Raw genomic sequence first — 17,194 nt, 5'->3', positions numbered from 1 at the left:
CGGGTCTCTCGCGTCCCTATCCCTTGCGCAATTCCTCACATAAACTCGCTCGACGAAATCAACCCGAGCCGCTTGGCCTCCACGATCGCCTCCGACCGGGAGCGCACGCCCAGCTTCTCGAAGATTCGCGTCAGGTTGTACTCGACCGTCCGCTGGCTCATGAGCAGCTTGCTCGCGATATCCTTGTTGCTGCTGCCGCTGGCCACCTCTTGCAGGATCTCCTGCTCGCGCTCGTTGATCGACACTTCCTCCAGCGCCTTCTCTTCACGGTCCTGTGAGAGCCGGATGTCCCGGCGCCGCAGCTGCCGCAGCAGCTGCACCGGGATGACCGCTTCGTCCCGAAGCGCGCAGCGGATCGCGTTATGCAGCTGCTCGCGGGAGACGGTCTTGCTGATGAAGCCGCAGACGCCGGACTCGATAAGCAGATTGAAATTCGGGCTGATCTCATAGCCCGTATAGATGAGGATCCGATGATCCGGATTGGCGCTGATCATGCGTTTGGTCAGCTCCAAACCGCTAATGACCGGCATATTCAAGTCGAACAGCATGACGTCGAAGCTCTCCGTCTTCACCAGCTCCAGCGCATCCATCGCCGAAGGAAGGACGGTGACGCGCATGTCCGGGTCTTGTTCAATCATGTTCTTGGTGCCTTCCCCGACGGAAGGGTGGTCGTCAACCAGCAAGATTCGAATCATCCAACATCCCACTTTCTCTATCCATGATGGCCGATTCCATCGGCAGCGTAATATTCACTTCCAGCCCGCCGCCCACCTCGGAGCGGAACGTGATCGTCCCCGCCAAGCTGCGAACCCGCTCCTTAATCCCCGACAGCCCCATATGCTGGTAGGAATCGTTCAGCTTCTCCACGTTCAACCCGACGCCGTCATCCTTGTAGCGCAAATGCAGATCGCCCCGCTGCTCCAGTTCGATGCGAATGCGGGAGGCTTTGGCATGCTTGCCGGCATTGCCGAGCAGCTCCTGCACGATCCGGAATATCGTCAGCGTCTGCTCGTCGGTCAGCTCCGCCGCCAGCGGCTTCTCCTCGAAGTCGATGGCGTAGTTGTTGCGGATCTGCGCCTGCTCGAACAGACTGCGGAGCGCCTCGGCGATGCCCATCTCCTTCAGCAGCGGCGGCCGAAGCTCATTGCACGTCTCCCGGATTTGATGAATGACGTCCAGCAGCCCCTCGCGGATATCGGACAACTCGCGGCTCAGATCGGCGGACATGTCGTGATCGAGCATGACGGCCTCCAGCTTGCGGTACCAGATCAGCTGATCCTGCAGGGCAGAGTCGTGCAGATCCGATGCCAGCTTGCGCCGCTCGTTCTCGGACAGCCGGAAGATCAGGCGCAGCACCCAGGTCGGCGTCCCCTGCTGCTTGCGGATTTCCGATTCAAGATCCCCGATCAGATTCTCGATCAGGTACAAATTCTCGTAGACGATGGCGCTGTAGTTGGCCAACGTCTTCAGCCAGCCCAATTCATCCGGGTTAAATTGGGTTCGGTTGTATTTCTCCCCGATCCACAGCACCTGGTAGGTCGACCGGCGATGGCCGATGACGACGCACAAGCCGCGGGTGACGTCGATGGCCGCCCCGACCGTCAACCGGCGGGGTGAGGCCAGCAGCTCCGAAGCCAGGGACGCCGCGAAGTCGTCCTCGCGCGGATGGCCTTGCGCCGAAACCGCCTCGCCGCCTCGATCGGCGTGCACTTCGAAGAACGCGAGCTCCTGCACCGGCAGGATGGATCGGACCTCCTGTTCCAGCACCCGCTCCAGATCGGCTCGCTTCATGACGCGCGAGATGCGCGAGGAGAACCGGTCCAGACTGCCCTGGAAATTATATAAATCTCTATTGAATTTCGGACGAAGGCGCTGATCCATATATTCCTTGCCGAACAGAAAGATCGTAATCAGAAGGTACACGACCAGAAACATCTGCACCCATTTCACCCATGAGTAGTTGTGCTGATTCATAATCAGGACGGCCAGGCCGGTAATCAGCAGCGTCGGGAAGAAGGCAATCATGGTATAGTACAGCATGCGGCTGAGCAGGAAATCGATGTCGAAGAGCCGCTTGGTCGTGAACATATACAAGTAGACGGCAGGCAGGCCAATCAGACAGACGGCCGCCACATCGGCCGGGACGATTACAAGACCGAACATGTCTGGGATCGCGAATAGCAGCAGAAACGGCAAGAAACCGACCACGTGGCCGATCAGCGTAAATTTGAATAAGGATTTCAAATGATCGTGCCGGTGACGAATATACTTCTCGATCAATTTATAGAAGATATAGATGTTGCCCAAAATAAAGGTCAGCAGAAGAATGGATGCAGGTACAGACTCCCAACTTTCGTTCAACACGATGACGAACTCAAGCATCTGCAGCGTCAGATTGGCAACAACAAGACCAAGTCCGACCCGCACGATCCAGTCCGGCATAAAACGCTCCTGAATGAGCTGCTTCAAATACGTGTTGAGAAAGAGAAGAAACGAGAGCGGGACGGTCGGGAACGACACGGTAAGCACCATTCGGCCGATCGGATCCAATCGGGTGGAAGAAAACGCGCTGAAATAAGCCAGACCAATCGACATGAAGAACATGATCAGATACCCGGCCGCCCTGTCCGGTCCTTTCCGAAGGTGCACGAACACCGAGAACGCCGAGAACAAGAGCATGGCGGAGAGCGGTATGATCAGATGCAGAACAAGCTCGCGCGTCGGAAGCTCATCCTCCACAGCCAGGGTGATTGCTTCCTGTCCACCGTCCGGGAGGGGGCGCATCAAGCGAATTTCTTCCGCCTGCTCTATCCGGTTGTAATGCCGTACGAAGAACGACTCGCCCGGCGGTTGGCCGTCGATCGAGACGACCGTATCCCCGACCTGTACATGGTCGCCCCCCCAGAACCCCTTGTCGGCCTCTGTCACGCGGTATTGTTGATCGGGAAGCTGCTGAAGGCCTACCCCGATCACCCGGTTATTCGCGATGTTCAGGACCAGGTAGACCGTCAGCAGCAGAATAGTCAGCGTAAACAAGGATGCCTTGAACTTACTTATCAAAATGCTTCGCCCTCCACATTGTTCATCCTCTTACTTCCATGCAATCAAGCTTGCAAATCCTTCCTTCCCGTCCCCCTTCAACACGTCGACGAGCGCCCGATGTTCGGTATCGCTAAGCCCTGCCAACTGCAGCTGGCCAGTCTGAATACGCAGCAACGACCCTGGATCTTTCACCATAGCTTGAATCATTTCCTTCAACATCATTGCGTCCCCCCGATTCGTGTTTAAGAGGCGTTCCTCTTAATTCCACTATAGCAAGACACCTATTTACTGGAAACGAAAACCAGTCCCGTATTTCCCGCAAACGTGATTGCGGGGGGGGCGTTGCGTGGTATTGCGGAAAGTTGCGGCGGGCCGCGGCGACAGCATCGGCCGGGCGAACCCGGTCTTAGCGGCCGATGACCGACCGAGGATCCTAGAGCAAAGAACGCTTGGCTTTTCCCCTTGCCCTGACGAAAGCTCAAGACGGCCCCGTCCGCTTGCTCATGTGCCCGCCTACTCCGCGAAAGCCAGCATTTGCTCCTTCCAGCCAGACTCCAGGTTCAGCTTACCGACAAGCTCGAGATACCGGTAATAATGCGTCCGCATGCGCACGGAAGTGTAGAGCAGCGTCCCCGTCTTCTCCAGCACGCGCTCCCATTCTTCACGGCGGTGAAGGATCTCCTCGACGGGCAGCCGGCCTTCGAAATAGTGCGCGACCCACTGATCCTCCTCGGCCAGCGATTGCAGCAAGTACAGCGTAGGCAGCGTCCGCTTCCGGTTCAGGAAATCGTTCTTGCGGTCCCAGCACAGCAGGTCGCGGATATCGTTCTTGATTTGCGCCGCGATGCCGAGCTCCTCCGCATAATGGCGTACCTGCTCCACCCATTCGCCGGTAGCGAGCAGCGTGCCGATCATGCAGGCCGACACGAGCAGCGCGGCCGACTTCTGGGCGATCATCGCGACATACTCCTCTTCGCTGGCCACCGCGTTCAGCAGATCGGTCGTTTGCCCGTGAATGGCGGTCAGCACCTGCCGATTCAACACCTGCACGGCCTGCTGGACACGCTCCAGCGGGAAGCCGCTCGTCAGCAGCAGCTTCTGGGACACGGTCAAGAAGCCCAGGGCGATATTAAGCGCGATCTCGGGGGCGAACCGGCTCCAAGGAACCTCCTGGTTATCCCGGTCCTGCAGGTCGTCAATGATGTCGAGGCTGAGAATCATCAGCTCCACGGCCGCGGCCGCGCGGTAAATTCGGTCGTCCTCTCCGGCGAACATGCGATAGTGAAGCACTGTCATTTTGCCGAACAGCAGCGACTCCCCCAGCTTCGCCTCGACGCAGGCCTGCGCATGCTCGCGCAGCTGCGGCATGACAAAATACGTGCTCAGGCAGCTTCTAAGCTCGCTCTCTATAGGCTGCACTAGACTTTCCATTCGTCAACCTCCCCAATGGAATGATACGCGTCATCGGTGCGCTCGAATGCCGGCCTGCGTATATATTCTCTTGTGTAAACTTATTCCATATGGATATCCTGTTTCCTCCTAAAACTGGCAGATGGACGCAAGAAAAAAGCCCCTCCCGATCTTGATCGCAGGAAGGACTTCCGCTTACGCGCCGCATTCCGAGGCGAGTAACTCGCGCAGCATGCCGCTCATCTCTTCAATGGTCAATTGATAACGCAACCCCTCTCGGATCGCCTCGCGGAATGCGCGCCGCACCTGCTCGCTCGCCCACTCCCGCGCCTTGGCCTCCTGCAAATCGCAGACGAAGGTGCCGATGCCCGGCCGGACCGTCAGCAGCCCTTCCCGCTCCAGGTCGACGTACACGCGGCGCACCGTAATCAGACTGCACGCCAGCTGGGCCGTCAGCTCCCGCAAGGAAGGCAGCGGCGTGCCGGGGGCCAGTCGCCCGCTCAGGATGAGGCCGCGCAGCTGCTCGCGAATCTGGGCGTAGATCGGCTGCTCTGACACCTTTGACACCGTAAGCGGCAGCGGCTCCGGCGCCGCCGCCGTCTTCCCCATTCCGCCGCCTCGCATCCGCTTAGACGGCGCGCTCGAAGATCAGCTCGAAGTAGGTGACGGTGCCGAAGCCGTGCGTGCCGGGGGCGAAGATCTGGAACAGCTTCCAGCCCTCTCTGGCATGCGCGTGCACGATGTCGTGGTAGTTCTCCTCCGGTTTGCTTTGCAGGATCCCCTTCAGTTCGACTTTGACGAATTTATACTCGTACATGGTCTATTCCTCCTCGCGAATAATTAGACAAGACAGCACGACATCGTAGAATCCGTCCAGGCCAAGCAGCTCGTTGACCGGCTCGTCATAGAAGCCAAGCGTAGGCTGCAGGGCGACTTCGGTGCCGGCCGTGCCCGCGGCAAGCCGCTCCGTCAGCCGGCCGCCCTCCAGCAAGCTCAGCCGGTAGCCGCGTTCGCCGAACAGCTTGAGCGAGCGGTTAATATTCGCCGTCACGAAGACCGCTCCCCGGGCCGCCTGCGCGGCATAATCCGGATCGAACAAGGCCGTGACCTGCCGGTCCTCCACCGCCTTGACCCGCTCGAGGATCGACTCGAACGGATTGCAGTAGAACAGCTCGAATCGGCCCGTGTCGGTACTGCGAGAGACGATGTACATCTCCGGCGCATCCAGCCTCGCGCCGCCCGCCTCCCGGAATCGGTCAAAATCCAGGAAGGGCAGCGCCTCCCGCTGCAGGCGCTCCAAGCGCTCCAGCATCGAGGCGGCCAGCGGATGGTCCATCAGCGACGCGGAAGACGCGTGCCTTGCCGCCGCGAAGTAGCGCTTGGCCGGCGTGGCCTCCGCGTTCATCTGCGCGAACAGCCGATTGAGCATCTTCATGCGCGTGCGGGTCAGCACGTCCAGCTGCGGATAATGATTGGAGTTGGCGTGGTAGGTCAGCGCCAGCCGCTCCTCCTCGACCTCGCGGTCGGACCGCCAATCGACGAATTTCATCTGCATGCGTAAATCACATCCTCGTAAGTAGTGGGGAGTAAGGGATCAAGGGAACGGATGCGGGCTAATATTCAGCGACTGCGGCTCGAGGGGATGGCTGCGCCAGCCAAGCTCGACCGGCGTATCGTAGATCCGTCTGCTCGTCACCAGCCGTTCGCCCTCGCTGCGCGGCAGCTGAATAGTGCCCGGCACGATCATCTTGACGACATGCAGGCCGAGCTCGCGCGCATCGTCGGTCGTCAGATCCACGCACAGCGCCGCAAGGCCCCGGCTCTTCAGCCGATCGACGAGATACGCCAACTGCTCGGATTCGGCTGCCGGCACGGCGCACTCGCCGCCGCCGAGCGGACGAACCTGGTCGGACGCTATCGCGAACATCAGCTCCTCGCTGGCGAACGGCTGCTCATAGTACGGGAGCCGGAGCCCATAGTCGGTCACCTGATGCGGCAGCAGCGACGGGATCGCCTTCGCGTAAATTTGGCTTTTGTTGCCGATGAACAGCTGGGAAATTTCCATCAGCGTCTTGCGCACCGCGTCCTCGAGCGTCAGCCGGGCGGAGCCGCCGACAGACACTTTGCCGTCGCTCGTCCGGAGCAGGCCGAAGGCGGACGGAATGCCGGTGTCGCCGGTCGTATCGACGATATCGAGCGCGAAGCGCGATTCGTCCAGCAGCGCGCGGAACGGCTCCGCGACGGGATGATCGCGAATGTCGATCCGAGGCAGCGACACCGAGTTGTACCACATCATCATGAACGCGTCGCGCTCGATGATCTCCAGCAGCCCGCCGATCATCGCCTGCTCGGGCGTCGAGCCTGCCGCCGAGCCGGTCATCAGCCCGAAGCAGATCGCTTCTTCATCCGCCGACAACGGCTGGTACGAATCCCAGGCGATCGCGCACGGCACCCACTTGGCTCGGCCCGTGGTCAAGCATCGGCTTTGGACCCAACGGATCCGGGAGCGCTCGGTGAACGGCCGGTACGGGAACTGCCACCGGCTATGCTGCTCGGCCGTGAACAGCGGCAATTCGTCCGGATGCAGCGCGTCCTCGCCAAGCTCTTCCCAGGACGCCAGCCGCGTCCGGTCCGGGACGACGTAAGCCGCGCAATAGCGCTCCACCGCTTCGGCGACCGCCGATAGATTGGCCTCCGCAAGCGTCATGCCCATGCCGCTGGCGAAGAAGTCGATGAGCCCGTGCTGCCCCTCGCCGAAGCGCTTCGGGTTGGCCGGCGCGGCCAAGCTCAAGAACAGCTCCGGGTCGCCCGGCTCCGGGCTGACGCTCATCAGACCGCGGACCATCCCGCCATGCGGGCTGATCGCCTTGGCCAACGAATCCGGCAGCGTCGAAGTAAGCCCCCTGCCTGCCGCGCCGCTCGTGCGGCGTACCAATGCGCGGCTCATAGGTCGTGCACCAGCTCGGCCTCGCGCCACGGCTGCGCGGCCAGATGAGCCTGATGGCGAACGCCGCAAGAGGGGCAGGTCGGCAGCTTATAGACCGGATTGACGTCGCCCTGCAGATGGAACGCATCGAATTCGATTACGTGTCCGAGCGACAATGGCGAGAAGTTATTCGTGTGGCGGGACACCCATTTGATCGTCTCCGTCGCCGCGATAGCGCTAATGAGCGACCAGGAGACCGCGAACCGGTTCGCCTTGGGCAGCAGCGGCTGCACCCCGTTGGACCCGCTGCGCAGCTCCATGCAGGCGAAGCAGGCCGTTACCTTCGGAATGATCAGCGGGCCGATCCGGCCGACCGTATGGGAGAATTGCACCGGCAGCCAGGTGATGCCCTTCTTCAGCGCGTATGCATTGAACGCGCTTCCCTGCTTCTCCGCCTGAAGGACGAGCACGAGATCCGACTGTTCGTCGATCTCCTCCGGCGCGGCGGCGAGTCTCACCTCGATGTCCACTCCCCGCAACGCTTCCTCGATCGGTCCGGCCTCGCCGCTCAAGCCGTCGCTTAAGATCGTCACGAATGCGCTCATGCCACCACGCCTTTCTCCAGAATGAGGCAGCGCACGTTGCCTTCTCCTTCCAGATTGTAGGTGTGCGTCTCGGCCACGCGCAGCGGCGAAGCCTCAATGACTGCGAGAATCTCCTCTTCCGGGAAGAACTTCTTGAAGGTCGAGCCGAAGAAGCGCTTCGTCTCGCCCTGCTGGATCACTTCCGCGTAGAAGTTCATGACCGCGCTCTGCGCCGCCAGGTTCTCCTCTTCGCCCATCAGCACGAACTGCTTGTGATCCGGCCCCAGATTCAGCGTAATGCCGTTGACGCGTCCGCCGCGCACCGCCTCGTTGTGCCGCTCGTTCGAGAGGACGTAATCGAATACGAAACGCCCGCCTTCCTCGAGATGCTCGTGCACGGTCCGCAGCATCCGCTCCAAGTCCGCGCGTTCGCGGAGCAGGCTGATGCTCGTCGCCGACAGAATAATGAGCGGGAATTTCTCGTCGAGCTCGAATTGGGTCATGTCGCCCTGCATCGTCTCGATCCGGCTGCGCAGGCGCGGAGGGAGCTGCTCCTGCTTCCTGCGGCACAGCTTCAGCATATCTTCGGACAGATCCAGCCCCACCGTATGGAAGCCGCGATTGGCCAAATGCATCAGAATCCGGCCGGACCCGCATGCCAGCTCCAATACCTTGCCGCCTTCGGCCTTCAGCTTCGCCTGCTCCAGGAGGAGCGGAATATCGTAATCGGTGCGGCCGGCCACCGCTTCGTAGAACTCGGAATAATACCCTTCGTACAGATCAAAATCGTGGCTGTTCGGCATATTCAAATCGCGCAAATCCTTGAACATTCCAAAATACATCCTCTTCATCCTCCTCTTGGCGGGTAGACGCCCTGTAAATCGTAATAATGAAATATGTAGTCCGTTGATGAGTAGCCGTCCTGCGCTTGCCCGCCGCTAGATGACCGTCCAGCCGCCGTCGACCACCAGATTGTGTCCGGTAATCATGCCCGCCGAATCCGTCGCCAGGAAGAGCACCGACTTGGCAATATCCTCCGGCACCGCGAATTTGCGCAGCGGAATCCGCGGCAGATTGGCGCGCTGGAACTGATGGTCGTTAATGAACTGCTCGTTCGCATCGGTAATGACGAACGTCGGCGAGATGGCGTTGACCCGGATGCCGTATTTGGCCCACTCGATCGCCAGCGCCCGGCTCAGGTGGATGAGACCCGCCTTGCTGGCGCAATAGGGCGCCCGGTTCTCGTTGCCGACGACCCCGTGCTGGGACGCGATCATGATGATCGAGCCCCGCTTCTTGCGCACCATCGTCTTGGCCACCTCGCGGGTCAAGAAGAAGGTGCCCTTGAGATTAATGTCGACGACGAAATCCCAATCCTCCTGCGTCAAATTAAGCGCCGGCGACAGCAGGTTCACGCCCGCGTTGTTAATCAGATAATCCATGCTCGCAATCGCCTCGACCGACCGGACGCATTGCTCGATCTGCTCGAGATCCCGCAGGTCGAGCGGCACGCACAGCGCGTCGATGCCATGCTCGCTCTTCAGCCGTTCGGCTACGCCTTCGGCCAGCCCCATCTGCGCCGGGAGTTCGGTCAGCACGAGCGACGCCCCCGCTCTGGCAAAGTAACTTGCGATCTCCGCGCCGATGCCGCGGCCCGCGCCGGTGACCATGGCCCACTGCCCGAGCAGCTTGCCGGCCTCCTCCGCGCTTTCCCCTCTAGAAGCGGGGCCGGCATGGCTGCCGGCCTCCCGTTCTCTCCGAATATCAATGGCCATTGACGTCTCTCCCCTTATAGCGATCTCATCGCTTTGTACACCAGTTTCGGGCTAGGCTTCTGTCCGTACAGCAGCACGCCGACTTGATAAATTTTGGCCGACAGCAGGCAGGCGCCGATCGTCGAGATGAACAGGATGCCCGTCGGGACGAGAATGTCCATCCAGGACGGGTCGGCCATGCCGATCCGGGCGAACATGACGAACGGCGTCACGAACGGAATGTACGAGCCTACGATGGCAAGCGTGCCTTCCGGATTCATCATCGTCGTGATGGCGACCATCAGACCGGCCATCATCATGAGCGATACCGGCAGCGTCACTTGGTTGATCTCCTCGCTGCGGCTGACGAGCGAGCCCGCCGCCGCGAACAGCGCCGCGTAGAAGAAGTAGCCGAGGACGAAGAACAGCACGAGCAGGGCGACCGTTTTGCCGTCCAGGATGGAGAAGTCCACCTGCATGCCGAACAATTCCAGCGTGGCGCCCGATCCGGTCGACATGAGCAGCAGGTAACCGGCGCCGAGGATGATGACGAATTGCAGCAGGCCGGCGAGTCCGACGCCGAATACTTTACCGAAGAGCAGCTGCTCCGGTTTGACCTTGGTGATCAGAATTTCTTTGACGCGGGAGCCCTTCTCCACCGATACCGATACCGCGACGTTGCCGCCGAACAAGTAGATCAGCAGGTACAGCATGAAGGTAATCAGGTAGATCGGCAGATACGTCGTCGTCACGGATTTGGCGCCCGCTTGAAGCTCGCTTACTTCCAGCTGGACCGCCGCCGTGAGCCGATCCAACTGCTCCGGCTTCAGCGTCAGCTTGCCCATCTCGGACATCGTGTACTGGTTCTGCACGAAGTTGTTCAGCTCCGCCGCGTACGGCGCATCATCCATCTTGTTGACGATCAGCGTCACGACCGGCTGGCCGGCCGGCTCGTCGATCCGCACGATGCCGAGCAGCTCCTCTTCTTCCGCCAAGCGCTTCCGCGCGGCATCGAGCTCCGCTTCGCCGATCATCGTCCAATCGTAGGACGGGGAGACGAGCGTCTTGAAGCCTTCCGCCTTCACGTCGATCGCGGTCGTGTTGAGCACCGCGATCTCGCCGTCCACGCTCTCCTCGCTGCTGCTCAGGAACCGCGGCAGCAGAATGAGCAGCGACAGAATGAGAATCATAATGACCGTCGTATTCTTGAACGCCTTGGAGCGAAGACGCTCCATGAAGGAATAGGCGAATACTAAACCGAGCTGTCTCATGATACTTCCCCTACCTTTTCGATGAAGATTTCGTGGAGCGAAGGCTCCTTGATCTCGTACTTCAGCAGCCGGACGCCTTGGCCCGTCATGCGCAGCAGCAGCTCGTTGGCCTCGTCTTCGTCTTTCACTTTGACCTGCCACTCATGGGCATTGGCCTCCACGCTCTGCATGCCGGCAGCCGCCAGATGCGGATGCAAATCCTGTTCGCTGCGCAGCACCAGATTGCAGCGTCCGTAGGAGCGCTTAATATCGAGCAGGCTGCCGGAGACCATCATGCGGCCGCGCTTGAGGATGCAGATCTGCTCGCAGAACTGTTCGACCTGGCCCATCTGGTGACTGGAGAAAATCATCGTCTTGCCCTTGGCCAGCTGCTCCTTCACGACGGAGGCCAGCATATCGGCGTTCACCGGATCCAGGCCGCTGAACGGTTCATCCAGAATGACGAGCTCCGGATCATGGATCAACGCGGAAATAATCTGCACCTTCTGCTGGTTGCCCTTGGACAGCTGCTCGACCCGCTTGTGCTCATGCTCGGCGATGCCGAGGCGGTCCAGCCAGCCTTTCATGGATTTGACGGCCGCCTGGCGGCTCATTCCTTCGAGCCGGGCGAAGTAGACCAGCTGCTCGCTTACCTTCTCCTTGGGATACAAGCCGCGCTCCTCCGGCAGGTACCCGATCGTCGGGCGATTCGTCCCGATCGGCTTGCCGTTCCAATGAATGTCCCCGGCGTCGTAGTCGATCAGGCCGAGAATCGAGCGAATCGTCGTCGTCTTGCCGGCGCCGTTGCCGCCGAGCAGGCCGAACGCCTTGCCCGTCGAGGCCGCCAGCGATATGCCGTGCAGCACGCGGGCCTCCCCGTACTGCTTGATCAATTGTTTGACTTCCAATCCCATCATCGTTCCCACCTATCCGTAGAATGTGCTTGATCGCTCAAGCCGGTTGACGCATCGTCGACATGAATTTCTTCAAATGGTAGAGGAGCAAGGCCGCAATGCCGGCCGTAATGAGCAGGCTCGCCGCGCCTATCCAATCGTAGAGCCGCAGCTGGACGTTATACAGTCCCCATACCCAGAAGCAGGGCGTGAAGAGAATGGCCGCGATGCCGTATGCCAGCAAAATGCCCCGTTCGCGTCTGGACGCCGGTCCGGCGGCATGCGGCGCGTTTGCGCCCGGCTTCCCCCGGAAGCCCAGCAGCTGGAAGAACGCCCGGAACGCCTTGGTCCGCATATTGGCGATGCCCAGACCGTGACTCAGCATCCAGTACCCGTCGAGCTTGACGAGCGGGAGCATGTTGACGAAGCTCAAGCCAAGATTGGCGATGCCGTAGTAGATCAACAGCGGCGCATCGATGCCGAAGCCTTGCAGCGCGTAGTAGGTCAGCATGCCGATGGCCGACATCACCCATTGACTGAAGATGCCCGCGAACAGCACGGCCAGCTTGTGCCGCTTGCGCTTGAACCGATACGTATCGCTCACGTCGCAGAACATTGCCAGGTTGAAGTAGAAGAGCATCGCGCCCATTTGCTGCACGCGCCCGCCGTAATATTTGCATACCATGCCGTGCGCCAGTTCATGAACGGCCGTCGTCAGGAGCAGCATTCCGTAAATCGCGGCATAGCTCCACAAGCCTAATCCGCTCGTTTGCACGACGGCCGGGAGGTCCGCATCCCGGACCAGCAGCCCCACGGCCGCCAGGATCAGCAGCGCGTAACCGGCGAGGGACGCCGGATGTAGCAGCATTCGAATGAGCGGGAGCATCCGATTTAGCCACCGGTCCGGGTTGACCGTCAGAAACTTGATCGTCGTCAAGTCGCCGCTCTTCCAGTTGAACCGCCACCCGCCGCTTCGCGCCGCCTGCTCCTCCGCGCCGGGATCGCTGCTTAGAAAGCCCCACTCCTTGAACTTATCCGTCAAGTAGCGCTGCTCTTCGCCGGACAATTCGCCGCCGTAAGCACGGCCCTCGTCTCCCTGGTCACCCATGGCTGCGGTCAAGAATTGGAGAAACTCCGCTTCCCGCCGGCCCATTTTCACATGTTTGTTGTTGAATTTATGTTGAACTAAGAAACAGTTATTTTCGATCTCATGGATTTCAATATGACTGGCAAGCGCCATCGCTTCCCCACCTCGAACGTTGAAATTTGTTGGCGGAGCTTGTTCTCCCCCGCTTGCGGCCAAGCGCCGCAGGCAGGGGGAGAGTTCTCCAAAGCCCTTCGGGTCATCATGCGATTGCAATCCTTGCGGTTGTGTCCGCAATTCGTTTCATCGGTCCAAGCGGTTGGTTCATTGGTCATTCCTCCTGCCGAAAGCTCAGGTTTACGTGAAGGCGACGATTGCGGTGACGGATGCGACGGCGGCCAGGCCCCAGCCTACGCCTTCCACGAAATCTCTTCCGCTGCCCGGCGCGGTGACGTCCTCCAGCAGCTCCATATGCAGGTTCAATTGGTTGTTCATCGATTGTTCCTCCTCGAAATTAAGGTTGATTTTACGGGATCGATAATGGCGGTTGCCTAAGTGAGTGCGACGAGGATGCCTACCCCGATGGCTACGCCTACGCCGAAGCCCGCAATAGTGGCTGCGTCGCCGGGTGCCGTGATGGTTTCCATTTCCTCGAGTTGAAGCGCCAAACGTTGGTTCATGGGAATCGTCTCCTTTGATTTGAAATGGCGGTTGCGTACAGCTGGTCGGTCTTACGTGAACGCGATGATGGCGGTAGCGGCTGCCACGGCGCCGAGGCCCCATGTTACGCCTTCCACGAAATCTCTTGCGTCGCCCGGTGCGGTTACGTCCTCCAGGAGCTCCATGTGCAGGTTCATTTGGTTGTTCATTGATAATTCCTCCTCGAAATTAGGTTTGGTCTTACGGGATCGATAATGGCCGTTTCCTAAGTGAGAGCGACGAGGATGCCTACCCCGATGGCTACGCCCACGCCGAAGCCTGCGATAGTCGCCGCGTCGCCAGGTGCCGTGATGGTTTCCATTTCCTCGAGTTGAAGCGCCAAACGTTGGTTCATAGGGATCGTCTCCTTTAAATTGAAATGGTGGTTGCGTACAGCCGGTCGGTCTTACGTGAATGCGATGATGGCGGTTGCGGCTGCCACGGCGCCGAGGCCCCACGTTACGCCTTCCACGAAATCTCTTGCGTCGCCCGGTGCGGTTACGTCCTCCAGAAGCTCCATGTGCAGGTTCATTTGGTTGTTCATTGATTGTTCCTCCTCGAAATTAGGTTTGGGTGGTATGTAGGGCATTGCCCTTTAGTTGAAGCCGGCTGGCTGGTTCAGATGATCTTACAAGAATGGATAATGGCGAGCTCCTACGTCAGGGCGACGAGGATGCCTACCCCGATGGCTACGCCCACGCCGAAGCCTGCGATAGTCGCCGCGTCGCCAGGTGCCGTGATGGTTTCCATTTCCTCGAGTTGAAGCGCCAAACGTTGGTTCATATGAATCGTCTCCTTTGAATTTGGATTTAAGATGAATAATGGCTTCCTATACCGGTCCCGGGCAAGCCGGCTGCAAACTAAGTGAGCGCTACGCCGATGCCGACGCCGACGGCCACGCCGATCGCGATGTCCGCCCAACCCGGTGCCGCGACGGCTTCCATTTCCTCGAGCTGCAGAGACAGGTTCTTTTGCATATTTGTCACCTCCTTCATCAACATGCTCTGGTGCGATCCGGCATTAGATTGGCAGCACGATCGGCGTAATAACCGGCGGGAGGAGCGGAATGAACGGAATGATCGGTCCAACGATTGGCCACAGTCTCATGGATTTCACCCCCTTTATCGAAGATTGGATAGCTTCACGCTGTATGCGTGCCCGTTCACGTTTCGGTATCGATGCGAGTCTGATCTAGGTCAGGGCTACGCCGATGCCGACGCCGACGGCCACGCCGATCGCGACATCCATCCAGCCTGGGGCCGCGACGGCTTCCATTTCCTCGAGCTGCAGAGACAGGTTCTGTTGCATGTGTATCACCTCCTTGAAGCGAAATTATCGTTCGGGTGCTGGGAGCAGCTGCCTCGACCTTAGACGAAAGGCAGGATAATGATCGGGCAAACCACGATCGGGACGATCGGTCCAATGACATGCAACCACATCGCTTTCACCTTCCTTTGCGGAGAAATGGTATATTCATTCACGCTAGCGTCGAACTTCCTCAACTAGGTCAGCGCGACGCCGATGCCGACGCCAACGGCTACGCCGATTGCGATATCCATCCAGCCTGGAGCCGCGACGGCTTCCATTTCCTCGAGCTGCAGAGACAGGTTCTGTTGCATGTGTGTCACCTCCTTGAAGAAAAGTCGGAAATTGCCGCAATTAGAATTGACCTATGATAATCGGCACGATGATCGGGACGATCGGTCCAATAGCCCACCAGCTCATGCTTTCACCACCTTCTCTTGAGCGTTAGAAGCACCTTCCGGCCGAGCCGCGGCTTCCTCCGAGCTTCCATTCCATCTACGTCAACGCGACGCCGATGCCAACGCCAACGGCTACGCCGATTGCGATATCCATCCAGCCTGGAGCCGCGACGGCTTCCATTTCCTCGAGCTGCAGAGACAGGTTCTGTTGCATGCGTGTCACCTCCTTGAAGAGAAGTCGAGTCAAACGACCCGCTCTTCGCCGTCATGATCGCCCACAACTCGCGGACGGTAGTCACTTCCGTATAATCGGCGCTGCGGTCTCTCCCCACCCCGCGGGCGGGCTTGCCGGAATTTCCTCTACCTTGCCGGAGAGGTCATGCTTCACTTTCATCACCACCCGCCCAAGCCGGATTGACGAACGTGTATGATCAACTGGATGAACCAAGATGTCTGCCGCGCTTATTTTCACGATCATGCCGGATAGGAGCGTCCTCTCTCTGCCCCGCTGCCGGCGCCATCACCTCCCTTCAAGTACTTTCGTAATAATGTGAACCATCTTCGCCATCTCCGCTTCAGTGATGATGAAGGGCGGGAAGAGATGGAAGCCCGTGGTCAGCCCCGGCGTATGGAACGGATACACCAGCAGTCCGCGCTGTTTCAGCTTCGCGACGATGGCCGAAAGCCGCTCCGCGGGCAGCAGCGAGCCCGCAGCCTTATTCGACGTCAGCGCGACGCCGAGCATAAGTCCTCTGCCGCGCACTTCCAAGAACAGCGGGCTGTTGGCCAGCGCCGACGCCAAGTCTTGCCGCAGCAGCGCGCCTTTGCGTTCGATCGCATCGAGCATGCCTGGCGCTTGGATGGCGTCCAGCGTGGCGATGCCGGCGGCGCAGGCGATCGGGTTGCCGTTCTGGGTGGACAGATGCTCGATATGCGAGCCCGCCCGGGCGAACGCCTGGTAAATCTCCTCGCTGAAGATCGTCGCCCCCAGCGGCAGGTATCCGCTGTTGATCCCTTTGGACAGGCACAGAATATCCGGTACGACGCCGCTGTGCTCGAAGGCGAACATGCGGCCTGTGCGTCCGACGCCGGTGGCGACTTCGTCGAAGGCGAGCAGTACGTCATGCTTGATGCACAGCGCCTTCACCTGGCGGAGGTAGTCGTCCGGCAGCGGGATGATGCCGCCCGAACCGATAATCGGCTCCAGGAGGATGCCCGCCAGCGTCCCGCCCTCCTGCTCGAACAGCTGCTCCAGCTCCCGCATCCGCTCAGCCAAGCCTTCGGCCGAAATCTGCCCCGGCGTGCCCTCCCCGCATACCGGCACGGGGTGGAAGACGAAGCCCGGTACTTTGGGGCCGTAGCTCTCGGAGATTTCGCGGTCGATCCCGCTTGCGCTCATCGAGCCGTAGTAGGTGCCATGGTACGATTTATCCAAGACGACGATCCGGTTCTTGGCCGGCTGATGGCGAAGGTTGAAAAATTTGCGCATCAGCTTGATGGCCAGCTCCACCGATTCGGAGCCCGTGCAGGTGTAAGCGACCTTGGTCAGCGACTCGGGCGTGACGTGCAGCAGCCGCTCGGCAAACGCCAGCGTGGTCGGGTTCGCCGCATCCACCGGGTTGACGTAGGGCACGCGGTCGAGCTGCTCCATCACGGCCTGCCGGATGCCGGGATGCCGGTAACCGAGCGAGACGTTCCACAGCCCGCTAATGCCGTCCATATACGTTTTGCCGTTCGTATCCTGCACATAGATGCCCTCTCCGGCCGCGATGGCCGTCAGATCCTCCCCGAGCCGCACGTCCTTCAACGGATGCACGATCGGATAACTTGCCGTTTGCGTTAACATAGG

At 59.9% G+C, this 17,194-nt stretch carries 24 protein-coding genes; all 24 read right to left on the bottom strand.

Translation table 11 applies throughout. The features are described 5' to 3' along the window. Positions 1-35 precede the first annotated feature (35 nt). The 24 genes from ACFSKT_RS31490 to mpaD all read right to left on the bottom strand — a co-directional run bounded on the left by ACFSKT_RS31490 (position 36) and on the right by mpaD (position 17,191). Positions 36-695 (bottom strand): response regulator, encoded by a 660-nt coding sequence (locus tag ACFSKT_RS31490; RefSeq protein WP_377717075.1) that lies wholly within the window; start codon positions 693-695, stop codon positions 36-38. After that, on the bottom strand, positions 673-3,060 hold the full coding sequence (locus tag ACFSKT_RS31485) for a sensor histidine kinase (RefSeq protein ID WP_377717074.1): 2,388 nt from the start codon (positions 3,058-3,060) through the stop codon (positions 673-675). Before ACFSKT_RS31485 ends, ACFSKT_RS31490 begins: the two co-directional genes overlap by 23 nt. A gap of 30 nt (positions 3,061-3,090) precedes the next feature. Then, a complete protein-coding gene (gene comX / locus ACFSKT_RS31480) occupies positions 3,091-3,264 on the bottom strand; it encodes a competence pheromone ComX (protein WP_377717072.1) in 174 nt (57 codons plus the stop codon). A 291-nt stretch (positions 3,265-3,555) separates the two neighbouring features. Further along, positions 3,556-4,473, bottom strand: coding sequence for a polyprenyl synthetase family protein (locus tag ACFSKT_RS31475; RefSeq protein WP_377717071.1), 918 nt, complete (start codon positions 4,471-4,473; stop codon positions 3,556-3,558). A gap of 174 nt (positions 4,474-4,647) precedes the next feature. Continuing rightward, positions 4,648-5,061, bottom strand: a complete 414-nt coding sequence (locus ACFSKT_RS31470; RefSeq protein ID WP_377717070.1) for a GntR family transcriptional regulator — start codon at positions 5,059-5,061, stop codon at positions 4,648-4,650. 19 nt (positions 5,062-5,080) lie between these two features. Next, positions 5,081-5,269, bottom strand: coding sequence for a DUF4177 domain-containing protein (locus tag ACFSKT_RS31465; protein ID WP_377717068.1), 189 nt, complete (start codon positions 5,267-5,269; stop codon positions 5,081-5,083). 3 nt (positions 5,270-5,272) lie between these two features. Beyond that, positions 5,273-6,007, bottom strand: coding sequence for a nitroreductase family protein (locus ACFSKT_RS31460; RefSeq protein WP_377717067.1), 735 nt, complete (start codon positions 6,005-6,007; stop codon positions 5,273-5,275). Between the two features lie 39 nt (positions 6,008-6,046). Continuing rightward, the gene (locus tag ACFSKT_RS31455; RefSeq protein ID WP_377717066.1) at positions 6,047-7,399 is read right to left on the bottom strand and encodes a YcaO-like family protein; all 1,353 of its coding nucleotides are present in this window, start codon (positions 7,397-7,399) and stop codon (positions 6,047-6,049) included. After that, a complete protein-coding gene (locus ACFSKT_RS31450; RefSeq protein WP_377717065.1) occupies positions 7,396-7,983 on the bottom strand; it encodes a TOMM precursor leader peptide-binding protein in 588 nt (195 codons plus the stop codon). The genes ACFSKT_RS31455 and ACFSKT_RS31450 overlap by 4 nt, the downstream gene beginning before the upstream one ends. Beyond that, positions 7,980-8,804, bottom strand: a complete 825-nt coding sequence (gene mpaM / locus ACFSKT_RS31445; protein ID WP_377717063.1) for a daptide-type RiPP biosynthesis methyltransferase — start codon at positions 8,802-8,804, stop codon at positions 7,980-7,982. The genes ACFSKT_RS31450 and mpaM overlap by 4 nt, the downstream gene beginning before the upstream one ends. A 96-nt stretch (positions 8,805-8,900) precedes the next feature. Next, positions 8,901-9,737: an SDR family NAD(P)-dependent oxidoreductase gene (locus tag ACFSKT_RS31440; protein WP_377717062.1), complete on the bottom strand. Its 837-nt coding sequence runs from the start codon at positions 9,735-9,737 to the stop codon at positions 8,901-8,903. A 14-nt stretch (positions 9,738-9,751) separates the two neighbouring features. Further along, positions 9,752-10,987 carry an ABC transporter permease gene (locus tag ACFSKT_RS31435; RefSeq protein ID WP_377717061.1) on the bottom strand — a complete coding sequence of 412 codons (1,236 nt, stop codon included), beginning with the start codon at positions 10,985-10,987 and terminating at the stop codon, positions 9,752-9,754. Beyond that, entirely contained in the window at positions 10,984-11,880 is an 897-nt protein-coding gene (locus tag ACFSKT_RS31430; RefSeq protein WP_377717170.1) for an ABC transporter ATP-binding protein, read from the bottom strand. Before ACFSKT_RS31430 ends, ACFSKT_RS31435 begins: the two co-directional genes overlap by 4 nt. Before the next feature lie 37 nt (positions 11,881-11,917). After that, entirely contained in the window at positions 11,918-13,099 is a 1,182-nt protein-coding gene (mpaP, locus tag ACFSKT_RS31425) for a daptide biosynthesis intramembrane metalloprotease (RefSeq protein WP_377717060.1), read from the bottom strand. Positions 13,100-13,300: 201 nt separating this feature from the next. Next, positions 13,301-13,438 (bottom strand): daptide-type RiPP, encoded by a 138-nt coding sequence (locus ACFSKT_RS31420; RefSeq protein WP_377717059.1) that lies wholly within the window; start codon positions 13,436-13,438, stop codon positions 13,301-13,303. Between the two features lie 56 nt (positions 13,439-13,494). Then, on the bottom strand, positions 13,495-13,623 hold the full coding sequence (locus ACFSKT_RS31415; RefSeq protein ID WP_377717057.1) for a daptide-type RiPP: 129 nt from the start codon (positions 13,621-13,623) through the stop codon (positions 13,495-13,497). A gap of 51 nt (positions 13,624-13,674) precedes the next feature. Continuing rightward, complete coding sequence (locus tag ACFSKT_RS31410) at positions 13,675-13,812, bottom strand: daptide-type RiPP (RefSeq protein WP_377717058.1); 138 nt, start codon at positions 13,810-13,812, stop codon at positions 13,675-13,677. A gap of 56 nt (positions 13,813-13,868) precedes the next feature. Next, entirely contained in the window at positions 13,869-13,997 is a 129-nt protein-coding gene (locus ACFSKT_RS31405; RefSeq protein WP_377717057.1) for a daptide-type RiPP, read from the bottom strand. A 51-nt stretch (positions 13,998-14,048) separates the two neighbouring features. Beyond that, positions 14,049-14,186 carry a daptide-type RiPP gene (locus tag ACFSKT_RS31400; RefSeq protein WP_377717058.1) on the bottom strand — a complete coding sequence of 46 codons (138 nt, stop codon included), beginning with the start codon at positions 14,184-14,186 and terminating at the stop codon, positions 14,049-14,051. Between the two features lie 110 nt (positions 14,187-14,296). Further along, a complete protein-coding gene (locus ACFSKT_RS31395; RefSeq protein ID WP_377717057.1) occupies positions 14,297-14,425 on the bottom strand; it encodes a daptide-type RiPP in 129 nt (42 codons plus the stop codon). 77 nt (positions 14,426-14,502) lie between these two features. Further along, complete coding sequence (locus tag ACFSKT_RS31390; RefSeq protein WP_377717056.1) at positions 14,503-14,619, bottom strand: daptide-type RiPP; 117 nt, start codon at positions 14,617-14,619, stop codon at positions 14,503-14,505. 525 nt (positions 14,620-15,144) lie between these two features. After that, positions 15,145-15,261, bottom strand: a complete 117-nt coding sequence (locus ACFSKT_RS31385; protein WP_377717055.1) for a daptide-type RiPP — start codon at positions 15,259-15,261, stop codon at positions 15,145-15,147. 181 nt (positions 15,262-15,442) lie between these two features. Next, positions 15,443-15,559, bottom strand: coding sequence for a daptide-type RiPP (locus tag ACFSKT_RS31380; RefSeq protein WP_377717055.1), 117 nt, complete (start codon positions 15,557-15,559; stop codon positions 15,443-15,445). Between the two features lie 306 nt (positions 15,560-15,865). Next, positions 15,866-17,191 (bottom strand): daptide-type RiPP biosynthesis aminotransferase, encoded by a 1,326-nt coding sequence (gene mpaD / locus ACFSKT_RS31375; protein ID WP_377717054.1) that lies wholly within the window; start codon positions 17,189-17,191, stop codon positions 15,866-15,868. Positions 17,192-17,194: the final 3 nt, after the last annotated feature.

Origin of the sequence: Paenibacillus xanthanilyticus (assembly GCF_042682185.1) — a bacterium.
In the GTDB taxonomy this organism is placed as follows: Bacteria; Bacillota; Bacilli; order Paenibacillales; family Paenibacillaceae; genus Paenibacillus_Z; species Paenibacillus_Z xanthanilyticus.
Note: the sequence above shows the minus strand (reverse complement) of the source record. Positions and strands in the feature narration are given on the sequence as shown.